Origin of the sequence: Tenacibaculum sp. TC6 (genome assembly GCF_050606265.1) — a bacterium.
Taxonomy (GTDB): Bacteria; Bacteroidota; Bacteroidia; order Flavobacteriales; family Flavobacteriaceae; genus Polaribacter.
Window position 1 is genome coordinate 32,205 of sequence record NZ_JBOCUK010000019.1, and the last position, 21,345, is coordinate 53,549.

At 33.5% G+C, this 21,345-nt stretch carries 14 protein-coding genes; all 14 read left to right on the plus strand.

All coding sequences use genetic code 11. The features are described 5' to 3' along the window. The first annotated feature begins 3 nt into the window (after positions 1-3). The 14 genes from ACQY1Q_RS11235 to ACQY1Q_RS11300 all read left to right on the plus strand — a co-directional run bounded on the left by ACQY1Q_RS11235 (position 4) and on the right by ACQY1Q_RS11300 (position 21,299). Positions 4-1,587, plus strand: a complete 1,584-nt coding sequence (locus ACQY1Q_RS11235; protein ID WP_431005414.1) for a phage tail sheath family protein — start codon at positions 4-6, stop codon at positions 1,585-1,587. A gap of 126 nt (positions 1,588-1,713) precedes the next feature. Further along, positions 1,714-2,178 (plus strand): phage tail protein, encoded by a 465-nt coding sequence (locus ACQY1Q_RS11240; RefSeq protein WP_431005415.1) that lies wholly within the window; start codon positions 1,714-1,716, stop codon positions 2,176-2,178. Then, positions 2,171-2,641: a phage tail protein gene (locus tag ACQY1Q_RS11245; RefSeq protein ID WP_431005416.1), complete on the plus strand. Its 471-nt coding sequence runs from the start codon at positions 2,171-2,173 to the stop codon at positions 2,639-2,641. The genes ACQY1Q_RS11240 and ACQY1Q_RS11245 overlap by 8 nt, the downstream gene beginning before the upstream one ends. A 36-nt stretch (positions 2,642-2,677) precedes the next feature. After that, on the plus strand, positions 2,678-2,845 hold the full coding sequence (locus tag ACQY1Q_RS11250; RefSeq protein WP_431005417.1) for a DUF5908 family protein: 168 nt from the start codon (positions 2,678-2,680) through the stop codon (positions 2,843-2,845). Positions 2,846-2,851: 6 nt separating this feature from the next. After that, on the plus strand, positions 2,852-3,529 hold the full coding sequence (locus ACQY1Q_RS11255; RefSeq protein ID WP_431005418.1) for a hypothetical protein: 678 nt from the start codon (positions 2,852-2,854) through the stop codon (positions 3,527-3,529). After that, positions 3,526-5,325, plus strand: coding sequence for a type VI secretion system tip protein VgrG (gene vgrG, locus ACQY1Q_RS11260; RefSeq protein WP_431005419.1), 1,800 nt, complete (start codon positions 3,526-3,528; stop codon positions 5,323-5,325). The genes ACQY1Q_RS11255 and vgrG overlap by 4 nt, the downstream gene beginning before the upstream one ends. Before the next feature lie 20 nt (positions 5,326-5,345). Continuing rightward, positions 5,346-5,648, plus strand: a complete 303-nt coding sequence (locus ACQY1Q_RS11265) for a PAAR domain-containing protein (RefSeq protein WP_431005420.1) — start codon at positions 5,346-5,348, stop codon at positions 5,646-5,648. Beyond that, complete coding sequence (locus tag ACQY1Q_RS11270) at positions 5,641-6,069, plus strand: GPW/gp25 family protein (RefSeq protein ID WP_431005421.1); 429 nt, start codon at positions 5,641-5,643, stop codon at positions 6,067-6,069. The genes ACQY1Q_RS11265 and ACQY1Q_RS11270 overlap by 8 nt, the downstream gene beginning before the upstream one ends. Before the next feature lie 6 nt (positions 6,070-6,075). After that, positions 6,076-10,581 (plus strand): hypothetical protein, encoded by a 4,506-nt coding sequence (locus tag ACQY1Q_RS11275; RefSeq protein WP_431005422.1) that lies wholly within the window; start codon positions 6,076-6,078, stop codon positions 10,579-10,581. Then, the gene (locus ACQY1Q_RS11280) at positions 10,581-13,292 is read left to right on the plus strand and encodes a hypothetical protein (RefSeq protein ID WP_431005423.1); all 2,712 of its coding nucleotides are present in this window, start codon (positions 10,581-10,583) and stop codon (positions 13,290-13,292) included. The genes ACQY1Q_RS11275 and ACQY1Q_RS11280 overlap by 1 nt, the downstream gene beginning before the upstream one ends. Continuing rightward, complete coding sequence (locus ACQY1Q_RS11285) at positions 13,289-17,494, plus strand: contractile injection system tape measure protein (protein ID WP_431005424.1); 4,206 nt, start codon at positions 13,289-13,291, stop codon at positions 17,492-17,494. The genes ACQY1Q_RS11280 and ACQY1Q_RS11285 overlap by 4 nt, the downstream gene beginning before the upstream one ends. A 108-nt stretch (positions 17,495-17,602) precedes the next feature. Next, positions 17,603-19,564, plus strand: coding sequence for a hypothetical protein (locus tag ACQY1Q_RS11290; RefSeq protein WP_431005425.1), 1,962 nt, complete (start codon positions 17,603-17,605; stop codon positions 19,562-19,564). Positions 19,565-19,574: 10 nt separating this feature from the next. After that, a complete protein-coding gene (locus tag ACQY1Q_RS11295) occupies positions 19,575-20,489 on the plus strand; it encodes a hypothetical protein (RefSeq protein WP_431005426.1) in 915 nt (304 codons plus the stop codon). A gap of 84 nt (positions 20,490-20,573) precedes the next feature. Then, complete coding sequence (locus tag ACQY1Q_RS11300; protein WP_431005427.1) at positions 20,574-21,299, plus strand: hypothetical protein; 726 nt, start codon at positions 20,574-20,576, stop codon at positions 21,297-21,299. Positions 21,300-21,345 lie beyond the last annotated feature (46 nt).

The following is a 21,345-nucleotide window of genomic DNA, read 5'->3' on the forward strand; positions in this document are numbered from 1 at the left end:
TTTATGAATTTATCAACCATTAAATCTCCAGGGGTTTATATCAATGAAGTAAGTGCTTTTGGTAATTCTGTAGTTCCGATTGCTACAGCTATTCCGGCATTTATTGGATATACGCCTCAAGCCATGTACGAAGGGAAATCGTACACGAATGTACCCACAAAAATTACGTCATTCGCAGACTTTCAAGCTATTTTTTGTTTACCCAATCCACCGGCACCGGCAGATCCTGCAAAACAATACGATCCGGAATATTATTTGGTAAAACAAGACAGTCAACCTACTACAGGTGATTATATGATGATTGGAAGTAGCTACTACGCCATTTTACCCGATCCTAATACTATTTATTATTTATACAACAGTATTAAATTGTTTTACGATAACGGAGGGGGTGATGCTTATATTGTTTCGGTAGGCCCTTACGGTGCTCCGTCAGGAAGCCCGGCAGCAGTTGGGGCACAAATTGTAAACCCAAATGTACAATTGAATCAGTTAACAGACGGATTGGCTTTGTTAAAACAAGAACAAGAACCTACCATGTATATCTGTCCGGAAGCAACATTATTATCTGTAGCTAATAATGCGTCGTTAATGCAAGCAATGTTGTTACAATCTACAGAAATGCAAACAGCCGTATGTATTTTTGATATTATAGGAGGTAACGATCCTAACTCGTTAACTTACATGGATGATATTGAAGCATTCCGTAATAGTACCGGTTCTAACGGGTTAGATTATGGGACAGCCTATTATCCTTTTGTAGGAACTACGGTAATGCAAGCGGCAGATATAGATTACACCAATTTATTCGGAGGTAACTTAGATGATTTAAAAGCTATTTTAAGTCCGCCTGATAACCCGAATCCAACGGTTGATGTAATTATAGCAAATATTCAAAATCCGCCTAACGGACAAGCGTTAACCGTAAGCCAATACAACAACTCCTTAATTACAGCCAGTCCTACATACAGCACCATTATAGCTCATGTATTAGAAGACGCTAATATGTTACCGCCAAGTGGGGGAATGGCAGGAGTAATTACAACCACGGATAATCAGGTAGGACCATGGCAATCTCCGGCAAACACTTCAATGGTAGATGTGGTAAACTTACCTATTAAATTATCAGAAACACAACAGGCAGATTTAAACGTAGACGCTGTATCAGGAAAATCAATTAATGCCATCCGATTTTTTAACGGATTAGGAATCTTAGTTTGGGGTGCCAGGACTTTAGACGGAAACAGTAAAGATTGGAGGTATCTTTCTGTAAGAAGAACCATGATTTTCTTAGAACAATCTTGTAAACTGGCAGCCAATGCTTATGTATTTGCTCCAAACGATAAAAATACTTGGGAAGCTGTAAAAGCAATGATTTCTAGCTTCTTAAATGATGTTTGGAAACAAGGAGGTTTGCAAGGAGTCAGTGCATCCGATGCTTTCTCTGTAGAATGTGGTTTAGGTTCAACTATGACTTCAGAAGATATTTTAAATGGTTTTATGAATGTAACCGTAAAAGTGGCTATTGTAAGACCTGCTGAATTTATCGTGTTAACCTTCCAACAACAAATGGCTACTTCTAGTTAACAAGAGCTATATACTTAGGTAATTAAAGAAACCAGTTTTAAAAATTTCGGCGTGAGTGTCGGAGTATTGTAAGCTCACTTAGTGAGTAAAACCAAACTAAAATACTAACATTAAAAATATAATATTATGGCAACAGATGATGGTAGCGTTGAAGGCGCAACATGGCCCATGCCAAAGTTCCGATTCGAAGTAGATTTAGGAACTGAACTTACAGGAGTCGCATTTCAGGAAGTTTCCGGAATGGATGTAGAAAATCAAATTATAGAATACCGTAAAAGTAATAGCCCGTTGTTTTCTACAGAAAAAATGCCCGGAATAGTTAAGTACGGAAACGTAACCATGAAACGTGGTGTTTTTGTAAACGATAATACATTTTGGGATTGGCATGCAGAAATTAAAATGAACACCATTAAACGTAGAACAGTACTTATAAAACTGTTAGACGAAAGTGGTAATGTAACTATGCAATGGCAGTTAAACAATGCTTGGCCTACTAAAATTACCAGTACCGATTTAAAGTCTGACGGTAATGAAGTGGCAGTTGATACTATAGAAATAGCACACGAAGAATTGATTATAACAAATGGCTAATAGTAAAAAGGCAAAAGAAGAAAGTGAAGTAGGAAAATTTCCTGTAGGCTTTTATTTCTCTGTTTCATTTGACGGAAGTGAAGGATTGCCTTTTCAACAAGTATCAGGTTTGACGAAAGAGCAAACGGTAGAAGAAGTAGCAGGGGGAGGAGAAAACAGGTTTAAATACCGCCTCCCGGCTGTTTCTGTAAGTAAAAATTTAGTGTTAAAAAGAGCTTTAGTTCCTAAAGGTGATTTGTTAACGAAATGGTGTAAAGAAAGTATCGATGGTGGACTGGCTAAGCCTATACAAACCAAAACGATATCCGTAAATCTATTAAACAAACAAGGGCAGGCCTCTATGAAATGGAATTTTTACAAAGCCTATCCCATTAAATATTCAATTTCAGATTTAAAATCGCAAGAAAGTGAGGTCTTAATAGATACCATTGAATTTGCCTATATACACTTTACTGTATCGTAAAAAACAAACCTTAAAAGCTGGGTAAAAAAGAAGAGAATGCCTATAGAAATCAGAGAACTTATTATTAAAACCGAAATTAAAACAGCGGTTAATGAAACTTCTTCTTTAAGCAATAATGATTTGATTGTATTAAAAGAAGAATTAATAGAAATGTGTAAGCGTATGCTTTCTGAAGGAGCTAAAAAAACAAATTATAGACGATAGCGAGATATGGGACTAGAATTTATGAAAATAACAGGGTATTTAGATGAAAACTTTACCAATCCGGTTCCGGGTGAACCCTATAAGGTAATGATAAACCCGAATTCGATTAAATGGAATAGGAAAATCCAATATAACGAGCAACAACCTATAGATTCCAGTAAACCCTCTCAGAAATATAAAAATACCCCCAGTGATGAGTTAAGCTTTGAAATTGTTATTGATTGTACAGGGGTTGTGTTTTCTAAACGTATAGACATGGCTAAAGAAATAAAAGCCATTGAAGATATTGTATATACGTATAACGGTAAAATTCACCGACCTAATTATGTAAAAATACAATGGGGCGCCAATTTATCTTTTAGCAGTGTTCTTAAAACATTTAATACTACCTACACACTTTTCAGACCGGACGGAAGTCCGCTGAGAGCAAAAGTAGCATTGAGTTTTGGAGAGTACGTATCCCCAAAAAAGAAAAGCAAAGAAGAAAAAAAAGAATCACCCGATGTTACCCATTTAGTAGAGGTAGTTGAAGGTGAAAATTTACCTCAGTTATGTACCAAGGTTTGGAATTCCCCTTACTACTACATACAAGTAGCTAAATATAACAACCTTAATAAGTTTAGAAATTTAAAAGGCGGTCAGGAATTGTTGTTTCCGCCACTAATTAAACCTGTAGAATCATGAGTGCTGGTACAGAAATAAAAAGCGGAGGCTTAGTAACTTTTGATATTAAAGTTGAGGGTAGTACAATTCCGGATGAGATTGAAATTGAGCGAATTGTAGTTGAAAAATCAGTCAATAGAATTTCAAAAGCAACGATAGTTGTTTTAGACGGGAATGCTTCTAAGGAAGGGTTTGCTGTAAGTTCATCTAAAACCTTTGTTCCAGGGAATAAAGTACGTATAGAAGCAGGTTATGACTCAGAAAACGAGATTATTTTTGAAGGAATTGTAACCAAACAAAGCATTAATATTCATGGTAGTATAGGACCTACTTTGGAAATTGAATGTAGAGATGAAGCCATACGTATGATTGTAGGGCGTAAAAGTCTTACGTATGCAAAGAAAAAAGATAGTGAAATTATAACGTCTATTATCAATACCTATTCAGGAGTTTCTGCTGAGGTAACCGCTACAAAAACAAAATGGCCGGAGCAGGTACAATATTATACTACTGATTGGGATTTTATTTTAGCCAGAGCTGAGGTTAACGGCATGATTGTAACGACCTTAAACGGAAAAGTAGCTGTGTTTCCTCCGGATAAAGATAAAAAGTCGGTATTAGAAATAGAATACGGAAATAACTTGCTTGAGTTTAAAGCAGATTTAGATGCTATTACACAATTAAGTTCGGTAAAAGGAGATGCTTGGGGATATCCAACACAAAAAGTAGTGAATGGTTCAGCAGCAAATACGTATGCCGGCCCCGGAAATTTATCCAGCAAAAAATTATCAGAAGTTGTAGGGTTAAAAGACTTTAAAGTACAAACTACCGCTCCTTTAGAAGCAACTGATTTAACCAACTGGTCTAAAGCGGCCATGCTGAAAAGTGAATTTTCAAAAATTAGAGGAGAAGTTAAATTTCAAGGAAGTAATAAAGTAAATCCGGGAAAGTATATCACTCTTGATGGGTTGGGCGACCGATTTAACGGAGATCATTTGATGTCAAGTGTAGTTCATACCGTTGGTAACGGAAATTGGATCACTGAAGTATCTGTAGGATTGTCTCCGGTATGGTTTACAGAAGAACCGGATGTAATGGCGCCACCGGCTTCCGGATTGTTGCCGGGAGTACAGGGACTTTTTAATGCTACGGTAAAAAAAATGTACGAAGACCCGGATAGTCAGTATAGAATATTAATAGATATTCCGTTGTTTGATCCTAACGGGCAAGGTATTTGGGCACGATTGGCTAATTTTTATGCAACCTCAGGAGCCGGAGCCTTTTTTTTACCCGAAGTAGGAGATGAGGTAGTGGTGGGGTTTTTAAATGAAGATCCGCGTTACCCGATAATTTTAGGCAGTTTGTATAGCAGTACTAAAAACAAGCCTTACAAAACGCTCAGTCCTAACCAAAAAAACACTAAAAAAGCAATTGTTTCTAAACAAGGAATTTTTATTGAGTTTGATGATGAAAATAAAGTGTTTACCATAGAAACACCTAATAAAAACACCGCTGTTTTTGATGATAAAAGTAAAGAAATAACCATCAAAGATCAAAATAGCAACAGCATCGTAATGTCTTCCAGTGGTATTGTAATAAAAAGTGCCAAAAATATTTCAATAGAGGCTAACCAAAAACTAACCTTAAAAGGTAAACAAGGAGTGGCTATAGAAAGCTCTCCGGGAGATGTTACTGTAAAAGGAACCAACATTAAGCAAACGGCTAATGTGAAACTTTCAGCTAAAGGAAATGCACAAGCTGAGTTAACAGGAGGGGCTCAAACAACCATTAAAGGAGCCATGGTTATGATAAATTAAATCTAAAAAAACGAATTACTATGCCACCAGCAGCAAGAATTACAGATTTTCACCAATGTCCAATGCAAACCCCGGCAGTACCCTCACCCATACCTCATGTTGGAGGGCCGGTTATAGGACCGGGACAACCCAATGTTTTAATAGGAAAATTACCGGCCGCAAAAGTAGGAGATATGTTGGTATGTGTAGGACCACCGGATACCATTATAAAAGGTTCTGCCACTGTAAAAATAGGTGGCATGCCCGCAGCCAGAATGGGCGATCCCACAGCCCACGGAGGAAAAATACTTTTAGGAGCTTTTAATGTAATGATAGGTGGGTAGCAGAATTACATATAAGCAGAAAGAATTTTTAGGTTCAGGTTGGGCATTTCCGGTAACCTTTTCCGTTGGAGACCACCAACTGGAAATTACCAGATATGAAAATAACATCAAAGATGCAATAGATGTTATTATGCAAACAAATTTAGGAGAACGTCCTATGGATGCTCAGTTTGGTTCCGGATTGCAACAATTCTTTTTTCAGGAAATGAATCAAACCTTAAAATCAGAAATAAAAGATACAGTAACCAACAGTTTATTAGCAAATGAACCCAGAATTAGTGTGCTAAATGTTGAGGTTGAATATGTAGATGTTTTAGAAGGTTTAGTACAGGTTACCATTGATTACATGTACAATCAAACGAATACCAGACATAATTATGTATATCCTTTTTATATAAAAGAAGGAACCAATTTAAAGTAATAGGTAATGAACGTAACAGATCCATATAAAGCTCTTATTTCTCTGGAAACAGCTCTGGAGGGGCATTCTCGTTTGATTGACGGTCGAACAGAGAAAGATGATTTGAGCTTTTTGGTGAACTACGCATCCTTACTTAATTTTTATGACGAAACCAATACCGTAAATGGGAATTGGACGCCTTTTTTATTAAAAGATCCGGTTTTCTTATTGGCTTCCATAGCTAAAACTCCTTTTAAAAAAATGTACGCTCATTTTGTACAAACTCATGTAGCCTTGGAAGAAGTTTTGGCGTGTAAAAAAAATGCAGAAGAAGAAACAACAGAAAAAAAACAAAATGCAAGCATAACCAATGGCGTAAATCAGTTGTTTAATCAACTACTAAAAATATTTCATTTACTGGAAAGATGGATTCATTATATGTTGGAATGTCCGCTTACCTATAATTTAAAAAATTATGTTATTCAACAAGTAAAAGAAAAATACAGTCAGTTTTTATGGGCTTTGTTATGGTTAAAAGAGCAGCTACATATTAGCAAACTGATAGTTGGTATAGAGCCGGTAAATAAATATTTCTACACTTCTTTTAACCCTACTATATGGAAACAAAGCAATCTTAAAATTCCGTATGCTGAGTTGTTAGGACTTAATTACCCATTAAATACAAACACGAATTGTGATATTTGTAACTCCTTAAAAAAAACAGGTGAACTTATATTCTCTTTTTTTAACAGTATTATTGAATACACGCCTGTTGAATTTGAAAATATAAAAAAGGAAAAGCATGTTTTTCCGGATACCTTACTATTACAAACCTTTACCAGCCTGATGAAAATTTATAAAAAGCAGGTAAACGGATTGGCAGAAAAGCACCTGAATTTTTATTATAAAGATATTTTACATCAAAAAAAACAAGAAGCTATTGCAGATGCTGTTTTTATAAGTACAACATTAGCCGGTAAAGAGTCGGCATTTGAACTTCAAAAGAATAGTTTGTTTGTTGGAGGACAGTATGAAGATGAGCAACCTATTTTATATAAAACTACCCAAAATGTTTCGTTAAATCCTGCGGCAGTTTCAGAAGTCTATACCGTAGCTCAAAAAGTTACGAAAGATGGATATGTTAAGTTGTACAAGCATCAGGAAAAAGAGGTAAATACCATTCAAACTACAGAAGAAGGAACAATTAAAAGTTGGAAAACTTTTGGGTCAGGAACCAGTACTTATGGTGAAGAAGTAGCCTTGGGATTTGCCATTGCATCGCCCATGTTGTTGTTAAAAGAAGGACATAGAGTTATTACCCTAACGTTTACATTTTTAGAAACCGACACTTCTTTATCCTTTTTTGATAAAGGAACTTACTGTTTAAGTACAGAAGAAGCATGGTACACAATTTCTGAAGCTAAAAGAACCATTACAGAGAAAGAAAAAACCGTTGTTTTTACCATAACCTTGGAAGCCACAGATCCGGCAATTGTTTCTTTTACAGAAAGCCCTGAAGGCTATACAACTTCGTGGCCTGTATTTAAAATGAGTTTTACAGAATTTACAAATTTAGCAAGTCCGCCAGTCATAGATACAATAAAGATTGATGTTGAGGTAACAGCGTTAAATACATTTCAGCTGTATAACGATTTTGGATTGTTAGAAAGTGAAAAACCATTTCAGCCTTTAGGACCAACTCCGGAAAAAGACCAAAGCTTTATGATAGGAAGTGCTGAAATTTTTAGCAAACCTGTACAAACATTTTGTATACGACTAGACTGGGCAAACTTACCGGACGATTTTATAACCTACTATCAGCAATACAACAGGTTTTTGAATGGGTATTATAACGAACCGCCCATACCTCAAAGTGGTGAAGCAAAAGAGTCTTTTCTTAACAAAATATGGCCTTTTAAAAAAAAGAAAGAAGAATCAGAAGCAATAGAACCGATTATTTATAAAGAACCCTTTAATGATTGTTGTTTTAAAGTTGAATTTCAACTGTTACAAAATAAAAATTGGGTTCCGTTTACAATGATGAATGCTGATAGCTCATTTTTGGCAGTTCTTTTGGTTAAAAGTAAGTACATAACCTCGTTGTTTAGTGTACAATTCAACATAAATACTGTTACAACTGAATCGTTAAAAGTAACTGATATTTTAACGATTAATAGAGACGTAAACATTCAAGATCTTTTTACCATCAATGCCTGTTTTAAAGTGATAGCCTCTTTAACAGCCAATGGCAAACCGTTTTTAGAGGACGAGTTAGAAATTGATGGTTGGTTACAAATAGATAATAGACTGGGAATAAGTGATATTATAAAAATTAAAGAAGAAGTTAACCTTACTTATGTAATAGCCAATGAAGAAACGCTGAAAGTAACCGAAGTCTTTGAAATTAATAGAACAATAAGAGTACAAGATGTTTTTGGGGTAAATAAAAATTTAACCATAAAAAACACAGTAAAAGTAGCAGATACGATACGTGACTTTGATTTTCAGGAAAAAGTAGAAAAAATTAACTCGTTAGATTTACAACTGACTAATCAGGTGGCAATAAATACCTCGTTACTACTTTCAGAAATCATAGGCTTAAATGAAGATTTATTGTTGAAAGATTTGTTAAAGGCATCTCCTAAAGAAGTTCTTACCTTAAAAAAACCAGTAACGATTGGCGATTTTTTAGAAGGAGATTTTGAAAAAGATAAAGAGGCAATTAAGTTTAAAATTCAAGGGCAACTATCTTTAGAAAATAGAATGCAACAGCCAACAAGTGTGCAAATTTCAGGTAGTATTTACATGCAATCAGAAATGAGTATTACCAATAATTTGTCGGTTAATACAGACATAAGTTTTTCAAATATTATTGAGGTAACAGATACAAAAAAGATCAAAGTATTAGAAGCAGATTTGTGTAAAGAAATGTATCAATACAGCACTTTTAAGAGTACAAAAATTTCAGAAGCACAATATTATATTGATCCTACTATTCAACTTGTACCTTTAGAATTAACAGAAGCTACCAATAGCGGATTTGTTAGAATGCGGTTAGCAGACCCTAAATACGGTTTTGGAGCCGCCATTTATGCTAAAGTGGTAAGTACGATAGCATTATACAATGCAGATAGTATTGCGTTAAATTTTAAAGCAGAAAATGACACGTATGCCTTAGAAACTCCGGCAAATGAACCTTATACTCCTGTGGTGAATCTTTTTAAAGGAAGCTATACAAGTAGTATAACTTATAATTTTTCAGAAGAAACTAATAACTACCCTGTACAATGTTTTTATGAGGATGTGTTTAAAACCTATTCGGTATATGATTCCGGTATTTCTAAAGAAACCAACGGAGTATTCGAGAACGGATTTCCGGCGCTTTTACCTTCATTTAACGGTCTGGGAAAATTATACATAGCTTTAGAAGAGATGATAGCTCCGGCTGAGGTAAGTTTATATTTTGAATTGGCTCAAAAACGAATTAATTCTGAAGAAAATAAACAAGAAATCACCTATACGTATTTAAGCGAAAAAGGCTGGCAGTTACTGCCTGTAATAGCAAATACAACTAACAATTTCAACTGCTCGGGTATTATTACGTTTAACGTAGCTTCTAATATTACAAAAACACATCATACCATGCCGGAGGGTGTTTATTGGATAGCGATTGAAGTAGCCGATACTCCTGATAACTATAATGAAACTACTTTTTTAACGACCAACGGAATTAAACTTGAAAGAACCGGAAAAGAATTTAGACACTCACCTAAGAAACCTCATATTGAAGCCAATGCTATAGAAAGTCCTTACATAGCCATACCGGAATTGGCAACTATAGTACAACCTTTTCCTTCTTTTGGAGGGAAAGCGGCCGAAACAGAAAGACATCTCAATAAAAGAGTAAGCATACGATTAAAAACAAAAGATAGAGTAGTAACAGCACAAGATTATTACAGAGTTATTACAGAAGCATTTCCGGAAATATACTATGTAAAAACGATATATAATCAGCCCTTACAAAGAACGGAAGTGTATTTAGTAGAGAACGTTCAGAAAAGTACCGATACCAATGCTTTCAGACCCTTGCTAAGCTACTGTTTTAGAGAGGTAATTCAACAATATGTACAGCATAGAGCTTCTGAATATGCACAAGTATCCGTACGTAATTTTGAGTTTGTATATCTAAAAATTACCGGAGAAATTCAAATTTTACCGGGTAATTCAGTTGCCGGGGTAGCTAAAGAAGTAAATAACGGAATCAGCGTTTTTTTATCTCCGTGGATAACCAGTAAACAATCTCAAATAGCAATAGATAAAGGAGTAAGTACCGCACAAATTGCTGAATTTATAAAGAGCTATAAAAGTATAAAGGCAGTGAATGCCTTAACACTTTATTTAGGAGAAAAAAATCCGGAAACCGGACGCATTGTATATAGTGATATTCCGCTGAAAACTATAACAACTCAAGATTTAGAACCGTATATGCTATTGGTACCCTCGTTAAATAATCAAGAACTAATGTATAGGTAATGAAAGAACAAAGTTACATAGAGAACGGAACGTTGCCTATTGAGGTTAACTTTTTAGCCCTTAAAGAAAGAGGACTCGCATATATTCAGGAAAATAATGAAGGTACGTGGACAAATTTGAATGATAGCGACCCGGGAGTTACCATTTTAGATCAGGTGTGTTTTGCACTTACTGAATTAGGGTATTGTAACGATTTTCCTATTAAAGATATTCTAACCAATAAAAATGGAAAGTTAGCCGTAAAAAATCAATTCTATTTACCGGAAGATATTTTAACAACCTCTCCGGTTACCATAGAAGATTTTAGAAAATATGTAGTTGATAAAATAAAAGAAGTAATCAACCTGCAAATAACATCGGTAACCGGCAGTTTACATACAAACGGAATTTATAAAGTAGCTGTATTAATTGACGCTAAGGCAGATAAAGAAAAGCAAGTAGAAGTAAGCATTCGAAAAGATGGAAAAGAAGAATTTATTTTTAAAAGCAAGGAAGCCATTATTTTAGAAAACACCTTTTTTGTACTCAATACTTGTAGAAATTTAGGAGAACTGTTTTTGTATCCGGAATCTCTAAAAAGTAAAGAACATACAGTGTATGGCAATTTAGAAATTGAAAACGGCTATGATGTAAATTCAATTTTAATAAACATAGAATATGCTATTAATAACTATGTTTTTCCAAAACTGATACAAAAAGGATATGATGAATTAAGAAAGCAGGGAGAAAGTGTGAACACCATTTTTAATGGTCCAAAACTTAAAAATGGTTGGATTTCAGAAAGGAATATGCAACCAAAAAGAAATAGAGTACAAGCGTATGAGTTAACAGAAGTTATTCAATCGGTTAAAGGCGTATTGTCTATATCAGATGTAACTTTTTCTGGCAAAGACCTGTATGAAGTTTTTTCATTAGCAGATGAAATACTCACTTTTAATTTTATAAAATCTTCTAACCTACAAAGCATTTCCGGTACAAGTAACAGCTTATATGTGTATAGTAAAGGGCGTATTTTAAATGAAGGAATTAACACGTCTGTAATTAAAGAATTATCAAATTTAGACCAACCTATAAGCCAAATAAGTAAAGTATCAGCCGTTAAAATGGCACCGGAAGTACCCGAAGGAACTTATAGAGACATCAGTTCTTATTTTTCAATACAAAATACGTTTCCTGACGTATATGCAGTTGGAAGTGAAGGCGTGAGTGCCAATGCTACTGCTTTTCAAATAGCGCAATCCAGACAGTTAAAAGGCTATTTAACATTATTTGACCAAATGTTAACCAATCAATTTATGCAATTGGCTAACTTAGAAAGACTGTTTTCTTTTGAAAATTCGGTAACTGGTGATCCAACCGATACTGAACATTTTTATAGCGTGCAAACAGCTTATGAAAAGTTGCATCCTAAATATCCGTCTCCGTATATCTGTTTTTCACCCACGTATTACTATCAATCGTTATACAAAGAAGTTCCGCACATTCGTCCTTTACTAAGAAACTTTAAAAAACATCAGTTTAGCTATGAAATGCAAACTCCTGAACAAGAAATTATGCAAGGCTGGACTCAATATCAAAACGATCCGTATAATTCTTATATGTGGGGACTCATGTCTTTTATGGAAAATGAAGAGGTTAACTTAGATAGGAGGAATACCATGCTAGATCATTTATTAGCAAGACATGGAGAGTCACCGATGATTATAGATACGATAGTTGAAGGCACAGTGTATTCGGGCAACTCCCAAAAAGACAGGGTAATTATAAAAAGTTTGTATTTGCAAAATTTAGGAATGCTGTCTTATTACAGAACCAAAGCCTATAATTTTATTGGAGCAAACCGATTAAGAGTTAAATACGTTACTGCTTCTGCCGAATTGCCGGAGAAATTCTACCAAAAGTTACGAGAAAAATTAGTTCAGGGAAATCAAAAGAATTTCATTTTTGACACCTTAAAAGTAAATAAAGAGCAACAAATTGAAAACATAGATTTTACTAACTATTCAGCAGTAGAACTAAAATTAAACCTTCTGTTTGCTTTAAATGTATACTATCGAGATTATTTAATACAATATAACAACTCGTATGCCTATTGGTTGATTACCCAACGTAAAGGTTTTTTATGTATTGAAACAAACTTACTAAAGGAATCAGCAGACTATGAAATTAGTATTACAGAAGGTGAATCGTATTGGAAGATTGATAAAAAAGTAAGTTATAATGAAGTAGTACAGATAGAAAATTTACTAAAAAATCAAACTACTCTTCATCTGTTACAAACGTATTATTCAATAACCAAAGTAGCACAAGAAAAAGAAAATAATGACTGTTTTAAAACGCTGGAAAATTCCTCATACACATGGTGTGTGAATGTTTCAGAAACAGAAATAAGTCATGCAAACTCATTGTTTGTAAACAATACGTTGATTTTTATTTTTCCTGATTTCTTTCAAAATAGTAATGAGTTTAAAATTATAAATTTTAAAAACAGACTTCATTATTTTTTAGAAAATGAATTGCCGGTACAAGTAGCCTCAAAAAGTTTTTTTGTAGTAGAAGAAGTACTTAAAGAATTAATTATAGCCTATAGCGAATGGTATAATAGTTTACGATTTCATCAAAAAAACGGAACGTTACACGGACCGGAATTGGCAAGCAGTGCAAGGCACTTAATAGCATTATTAGTTCAACTAAATCAGTTACAAAAATGATGAATCATAATAGCCATATAGTAGCACGTTGCCTTTGGAACACTTCTTTTGATAATAAAGAAAAAGGAGTTGAACTTCAAAACGCCATTAGTCATTGGAGTGAACATCATATGCCCAGAGAAATCAATACCATTTTTGATGCTGTTTGTCCGGAAAAACAAACACTTAAAATAAAAACATTGAAGCTGGATTTAGGAGTGATTTCGTATGAAAACCTAAAAGAAGATTTGCATTTGAAACTAAGAACTCAACTTTTGTTAACGTTGAGAGATTTGTTGATGTATCCGGATAAACATGCACAAAGTATTGAAATTTTAAGAGAAGAAAATACGTACCTGCATACACTAAAGTACTTTTTATTACAAGGAGTAATGCCTTGGGATTATCAAGGAATAAAAGGAACCGTAAACCAAATTATAGAACATCAGTTAACTCATAACAGACATGAAGTTATGAGAATGATTAAAACGGTAGGCATTGAAGAGTATGTAAGACGAAGAATAGCTTGGCAGTTAAAAGAAACTAATGTTCAGCAAATAATTAAAAACATAGAAAGAAGTAATCATAATTACATTATTGATTTTTCAGAAGAGTTTATAAAAATTCAACAACAAGAAACTATTGTAAAAACAGGGATTTATGATTTTAAGAAAAACCTGATGTTTTGGATTTTAAATTACTTGTTTGTTGAAAGAGGAACCATGTTTAACAAAGTTGATTTTGTAAGAAGCAATATTCAACAAATGGCGAATCATTTTAACATTGAATACAATGAGCTGTTTGCGTTAATAGAAGATGCCGTGTATAAAGTACACGAACATTCGTATGTAAAAACAAACTTTATTTTAATTCTGTCTATCTTATCTCAAAAACAAAACAAGCCATTGCAAGGAAGTTTTGCTAATGAAAGGCAACAAGAAAAACAATGGCAATTATTAATACACTATTTTAAATCGGCTAACAACCGTAGTACAACCTATCAGAAAAAACGTTTTGAGGAACTGATTCATAGTTTATCGGAAACCAATCCGTCCCGATTTAAAAAACTACTGGATTCAGTACAAAATACCGCTACTGTATGGAAGTTACTAAGCAAAGATATATCGGTAGCAACACTTAAAATTCTTTTGCACACGTTAGCACCGGTAAAAGCACAAAAAATACTACAACAGGTAGCTCTTTTACAGCAATTAAATTTACGTAAGCAGTTTCATCTGGATAAAAAATGGATGCTACATACAGCTCTGGAGTTTTTAACGGATCAAAAAACAGCTGCCTATTCAGAAAAACGATTTTTAAATTATGTAGTACAACAGCTGAGTTCTTTTCAAAAAGTGTCCAGAACAACTATATTGGAAACTATAGTGGCTAAAGAAGTAGTTCCAACGCATAAAAACACAGAAACAGCTATTTTAGTAAAAAATGCAGAACAACTGTATACTTCAGAAGTTTTAAAGGAGCTTCCCTCTTTTACAGAAGAACGACTATTAACTCTTTTAGAAGGATTAGAAAAGGGCTCATTTACAGTAACTACTAAATTGCCCGCAAACTATTATAAGGTATTACAGTTATGGCTAACCAATACGCCAAAAGCTGTTTGGAATGTACTGCGTAGTTATGAAAACAAAAACTTCATTCAAGAATTATTATTTATACTGTTAGAGGAAGATAAAATCAGTAAACGATTATTTAAAAGTGTTTTCCCTGAATATTACAGCTATGTAAAGCAATTACAAAAAAGTATTGATAGGGTTATTAGTGAAAAAGCAGCAACAGGCAGTAGTTTACAAACCCTAAAAAGAAAGCTGTTAACAGAAGGAATTACAGTAGTGCTGTTCAATGAAAATATTCAAGCAACTTCTTTTGTAAAAAAACTGATAGAACAACTTAGTATCAGAGAAGAATCGTATCGTAATTCTTCAAAGTATCAAAAAGAACTTGAAACAGTGATAGCGTATTTTTTTGAAACGCATCAAGAGTTTTCCGAACTTCAAAAAACAACATTTAATCTGTTAACGCAATCAACCTCAAGAATAGCGGTACTTATACAATACATGCAACAATCTCAAAATAAACAACAAGAGGTAGGGCAACTTCTTATGCAATTGGTACACGAAAAAAAGACGGATAGTAAAACGTTTCAGCAAAACGAAAAAAGTATCAGTAATTATTTACTAAAGGAAGGATATGCTGTACAAAAAGAATGTATAGAAGCGTTTGTTAAAAAGAGAACTGCTTTTACCCGAAAGTTAACTGCTTTAGAGATAGAAAAAATAGTTAAAGAAAGTTATTGGCAGTGTATTGCCGACTATACCCGTTATAAAGGAGATAAAGTAAAGTTTAAAGCATTACTTAACAAGGCAATATCGTATTGTTTAGGAGAAATACTTCCTCATGGAAATGAAAAATTAAATGAAGAAAAAACCTATGAGAAGCTTTTAACAGCTAATGATTTTACTCATTTAAATGCTAACTATTCAATTACCACAGAAGCTCTGATAAACGCTATTAAACAAGCTGTTAAAACAGGAGAATCTCATATAATAATTGATCATACAACAGTAACACTTAAAGAAATTGTTTGCTCTCTATTAGAACAAACCCCTCAAAAAGTACGTGAATTATTACAAGAAATAGCCGAAGTTCAGGTACAAATTGATTTCTTACAATCAGTCATTTCTTTTCAAGAGTTTATCGTGCTTATTGCTAAAGATAAACTAAACAATTCGTTACATCAATTTTGCGATAGTGTATTGGTTTTAGTTCAGTTAATAAAGCAAATAGAAAGCAAGTTATGGACTAAAACTATGGAGCGTACTTTTTGGAAACACAGTGTACATCTGCTTAATCATCAAAACAGCGCAATTACAGAGCTGAAACAATTGAGTATTGTTGTATTAAATGAATTAGCAAAAATTGAAGAGGTAACAGCGCTTACTATTGTTGAGCAGTTAAGGGAAAATAACATAAAAATACCTCAGGTATTAAGAGATATATTGATAGAGAAAAATACCACTTTTGAATTGTTAGAAACTAAACAAATAGTAAAAGAAATTTCGGGTGATTTACAAGTGTGTGTTGAAAAAAATAAAATTAAAGAACTGTGTGAATCTTTATGTTTAGAACATAAAATACCATCATGGTACGCACATTCCAATAGTATAACTCCTCAAATTTTAATCAATGAAATTTTACAAGCTTATCCGCTAGAAATTGTTTCGGTACTTAGAAAAAATACCATTTCTATATATCAGTTAAAACGTCTGGTTGTATTAGTCAAAGGACGCTCGTTTTTTGAGATGTTACAAATATTGTATCCAAACCAACAAGTACAGTTTTCGGCACTTGAAAAATTGTACACGTCTCTAAAACATACATCTATAAGAAAAATATCAGGTCAAGAAATTCAGCAAATACTTCTGGAGAAAGTCATCAAAGCTTGGATTGCATCCAACTGGAAATCTGTAGAAACTTCATTTATATGGAAAGAATTATTGTGGGAGTTAAAAGTTAGGAAAAATGTGAATGAAAAAAGCTTTTTAGAAGCTTTTGAAACTTACAAAACAGCGTTGCCAATTTCATTACAAGTAAGTTATAACGAAGCAAAAAAAGGAATAATAAAAACAACCAATAACACCCTAAAATTAACGAATAAACCTCAAGAAAATATGAGCAAAGAAAGCCAAGAATCTTCGGCTATTGGAGTAGCAGTAACTAATGCCGGTTTGGTATTGTTGAATAATTATTTTTTAATGCTGTTAGAGCGTTTAGAACTCGTAAAAAACAATCAATTCATTTCAGAAGAAGCTCGCTCAGAAGCCATTCATTATTTACAATACGTAGTAACAGGATTAACACAAACAGACGAGTCACACTTAGCATTAAATAAAGTATTGTGCGGGGTTCCGTTATCACAACCTATTAAAGACAGTATTCAAGTATCAAAAGATAATAAAGCACTTATAGAGGGACTATTACAGTCGGTTATAAATTATTGGAGTGCTATAGGAGATACCTCTATACAGGGGTTTAGAGGAAATTGGTTGGTACGTAACGGTCTATTAAGAGAAGAAGCCGATCGTTGGAGTTTATTGGTTGAAAAAAGAGCGTATGACATACTCTTAACAAAATGCCCGTTTTCTTTTTCAATTATAAAATTACCATGGATGGATAAACCAGTGCATGTAACATGGTCGTATTAAAAATAACTATATAAATAATAAAAACAATAGAACTAAAAGGGTAGCTAATAACTAACCAAACACACTCGAATGAGTGATTAAAATGAGTAATAACTTAAACTAATTTTTATGAATTCGTACAATGAAAATTTACATTCTAGTGTTGTAACAGCACTGAGTGACCAAGAATTACAAGTACAGAAAACAAAAGCTTCATTAGACGCTTCTATGTTTTCATTGTACTACGCAGAAGGAGCCAGAATTACTGCGGCTGAAAACTTACACATAGCTAACACTAATTTAGAATTTCAGCAATTAGCTCAGGAGCAAGCGGTTATTGATAGTGATTTATCAACTAATGTATTAGCCTCTGCCGATTTAGCAAAAGAATTGGTAGCTAAGTCTGTATCAAATACATCTGTGGCAGCCGCCAATGTACAAATAGCTTCTAACGCTATTTTAAAATTAGCAAGCGATACCGGTAGTATTTTTAGTATTGTAAATGCAGCTGATTACGGAACTGAAATTTACGATCAAAGTAAAGAGGCTTATGAGCTAATGAACAAAACAGCGTATTTGGCAGAGCAAGCATCTCAGTACAGTATGGAAGCTTCAACGTCAATTGCAGAAGTACCGGCCAATACACTATCTGAAAAGGCAAAAAATACAAATGCTTCAATTAAAAGTTTGTTAGATGCAGTTACCACAAATTTTAACAATGCCTCTACAGCGGTGGTTACGTATACAGAAACATTAGCCACTGAAAATACTGAAGAAAAGGCAGCAGAAGGAGTTCTTGAAAACACGAATACCGTATACAATTCAAGTGTTGAATCGTATGATTTGTACAATAAAGAGATGAACCTTAATCTGTTGGTGAAAGTACCGGATGTTGTAGGAGAGAGAACCAATTATAAAGTAAGTTTTGACAGCTATAAAAGTCCTTTTGATGTATCAAAGTTTACCAGTGGGCTTTTTAGGAAAAACAAAGGGTATCCGGTAAGTAAGTACTACATTTTTTTAGTTAGAAATGATAAAAAAGATGTGTTTTCAATTTCTGATGCAGAAGGGCTTATCTTATTAGATCCGGAAGAAAAAAGGTACATTGAAGTAAAAAGTAATGAGAAAAACTCACATGAAAAAGATATTTACCAATCACAATTAAAAGATGTGCAAGGTAAATCTATGGAATTAGGTGTTAAATACGTGGTATTTGTTTTTGCATTATTAGATAATGAATACAAAAAGCTAATTAACACGTTTGACGATTATCTATCTGCTCCTTCGGCATTTTTTACCTTAACCAAACAACTGGCTGCACCGGAAGCGAAAACCATTAAAGTAGAAAATAATCGTATGGTGTTTGTTGTAGATGAAAACATTACAGAAGAAATTGAGTACAGATGTATGTTTTTACCTAATAATCAAAATTTAGTAAAAGGTTTATTAACGGTTGAAGGTTTAAAGACCATAGAAAGTGAAACCAGAAAACTAGAAAGAATTGCTGATACGTTTGATCCTTTAATAGCCAAATTAGAAACGGAAATAAATAATCTTACCTCAGAAAAAAGCGGTGTTGATGAATTAAAAACAGCTAACAGAGAAAAATGGGAAGATGAAGATTTGGATGCTAAAGAACTTAAAAAATTAAAAGACGAGCATAAAAAGCTAGGTGTTGAATATGATAAGAAATCAGCTGAGTTGGCAAAACTGGAAAAAGAGCTTAAAAGAGTTGAACATAGAAAGCAGCAAGCCATTAATAGTATTGACAGACCTAAGCATATTCAGCCCGGATTTTTCTTTAACTATACCATTGCTTCCGGCTTGAATTTAGAAAGTTATTCAATAGCTAAAAAATTAAAAGATAAAGTAGACGATAAAGAAATTTGGGAGGTTCAAATTACAGCGAGTACTACAGATAATTTTGGAAACAGATTGCATGAAGGTGACAAATACATACCGGTTGTTTTAGCAATGCCTAATGAAGGAGAAGCCGTAAATAACCAAATTTTAGGAGCCTTATCAGACTTCCAACATACAAAGGATTTTATCTATAAAAACAAGGTGTTAACAAACGTAATTACCAACTAAAAAAAGAATCATGGAAATATTAAATACAATTCCTAATAAATACGGAATAACAGAAAAAAAGAAATCAGAATTAGATGCACTGACTAATCAGGTTTTATATGCACAAGAAGATGTAGAACAACTACAAGCCATTGTAAACTCATTAACAGCAAAATCACAAGCGTTACAAACGCAGTTAACTGTTGTACAAGCTAATAAAGATACTGCTTTAAGTAATAAAGAATTGTTAGAAACGGTAATAGATAACGTTACAGATTTACTAATCAATTCACAAATTACTTTTGATAGAGTGGTGTATTCTGATACAAGAATTAAAGTAGTATCTGAAAGTATTAACGATGTCATGAATAAACTTATTTATTCAGCAGAAGTAGTTAATAAACTATCTAATTTAATTATTAGAAAAAAAGCACAAAACCCGTTAATATCTGATGAATTGGTAGCCATGGTTACCAATGCAGGAACGGATGCTAATAATGCGGTTGCTTTAACCTTAACCGCTTTAAATTCGGTATTTGTGTCGCAATCAACTACTATTCAATCAGAAGGAACCATGTCGTTAGAATTTCTGTATGCAATCAAATTATATGAATTTATTACGGGAGAAGATTTATCTACATTGGCAGAGGAAGAAACACCGGATAAAATGCTAAGCATTATAGATAAAATAAGATTGAATAAAAAAGCCAACTTACTTCTTGAAGTAGAAACGGTTATTCAAGACAAACAAAAAGCTTCTATTAAAGAATTAATTAATGAAGCATATACCATTGCGGTGTACAGATATAATCAGATTTTAATAGCAAGTAATGATGCTATTAAACAACTGAGTGAAGCTGAGATAGCACTTAATAAAGAAACTGTTAAATTAAACTCATTACAAGCCGGTTTATCAGCAGCCAATGCAGCAGCTTTAGCTTCTTAATAGTTTGTAATGTACTATAAGAGATTGCCGTGGAACTAATTTAGAACCCTCTTTTAGGCAATCTCTTATTCTAACAAAGAACGTATGTATATTCAAAAAAAGGAAGAAGCAAGTTCAAGTAAAGCTGCGGCAAATACTTTTAAAGAGCCTAAAACAAATGTATTTCAGCTTGTTGATAACAGAAAAGGTTTAGCATCACAAAAAATAATTCAACGAATGGATAGTGATGAAGAGTACGAACCGGAATCTGATGCCGAAATGTTTGATGCAGATGAAATTTATAGAAATCCTTCAAAGTCCTATAGAGGTTCTCGTTCATTTTTTACAGGTAAAGACCAAGATACCCGAAAAAATTTGGTAAAACGCCAAACAGGGACAGACGGAAAGTTATATTCCGGTTTTAAGGGTGATGGCCCGGAAATTAAATTAGATAAACAAGGAAGAGAAATAAGGGATCACAGTAAAAAATCAACAAAAAATAAACAACCGGATATTGATCATATCATAGATTTTCTTGCTATTGATGATGAAGTGGATAGGTATGATGATAGTGACCTTTCAGAAGATGAAACAGAAGAATTCAAAAATTATCTATACAACGTAGAAGATAATTTAGAAATTCTATCTAAAAGCCAACACAAAAGGAAAAAAAAATATACACGAGATACGCTTACTAAGAAGATAAAAAAACAAGCTAGGGACTTTGTTAAAACGCAAAGACAAAAATTTAAAACTGATGCCAAGTCGCAAAAAAGATTAAAAAGCAGACACAAACGATCAAAAAAGAAACTGGTAAATAAAAACCCTTAAGCTGTAATGTTTTAGTAACAATAATTTCAGAACCTAATCCCTAAAA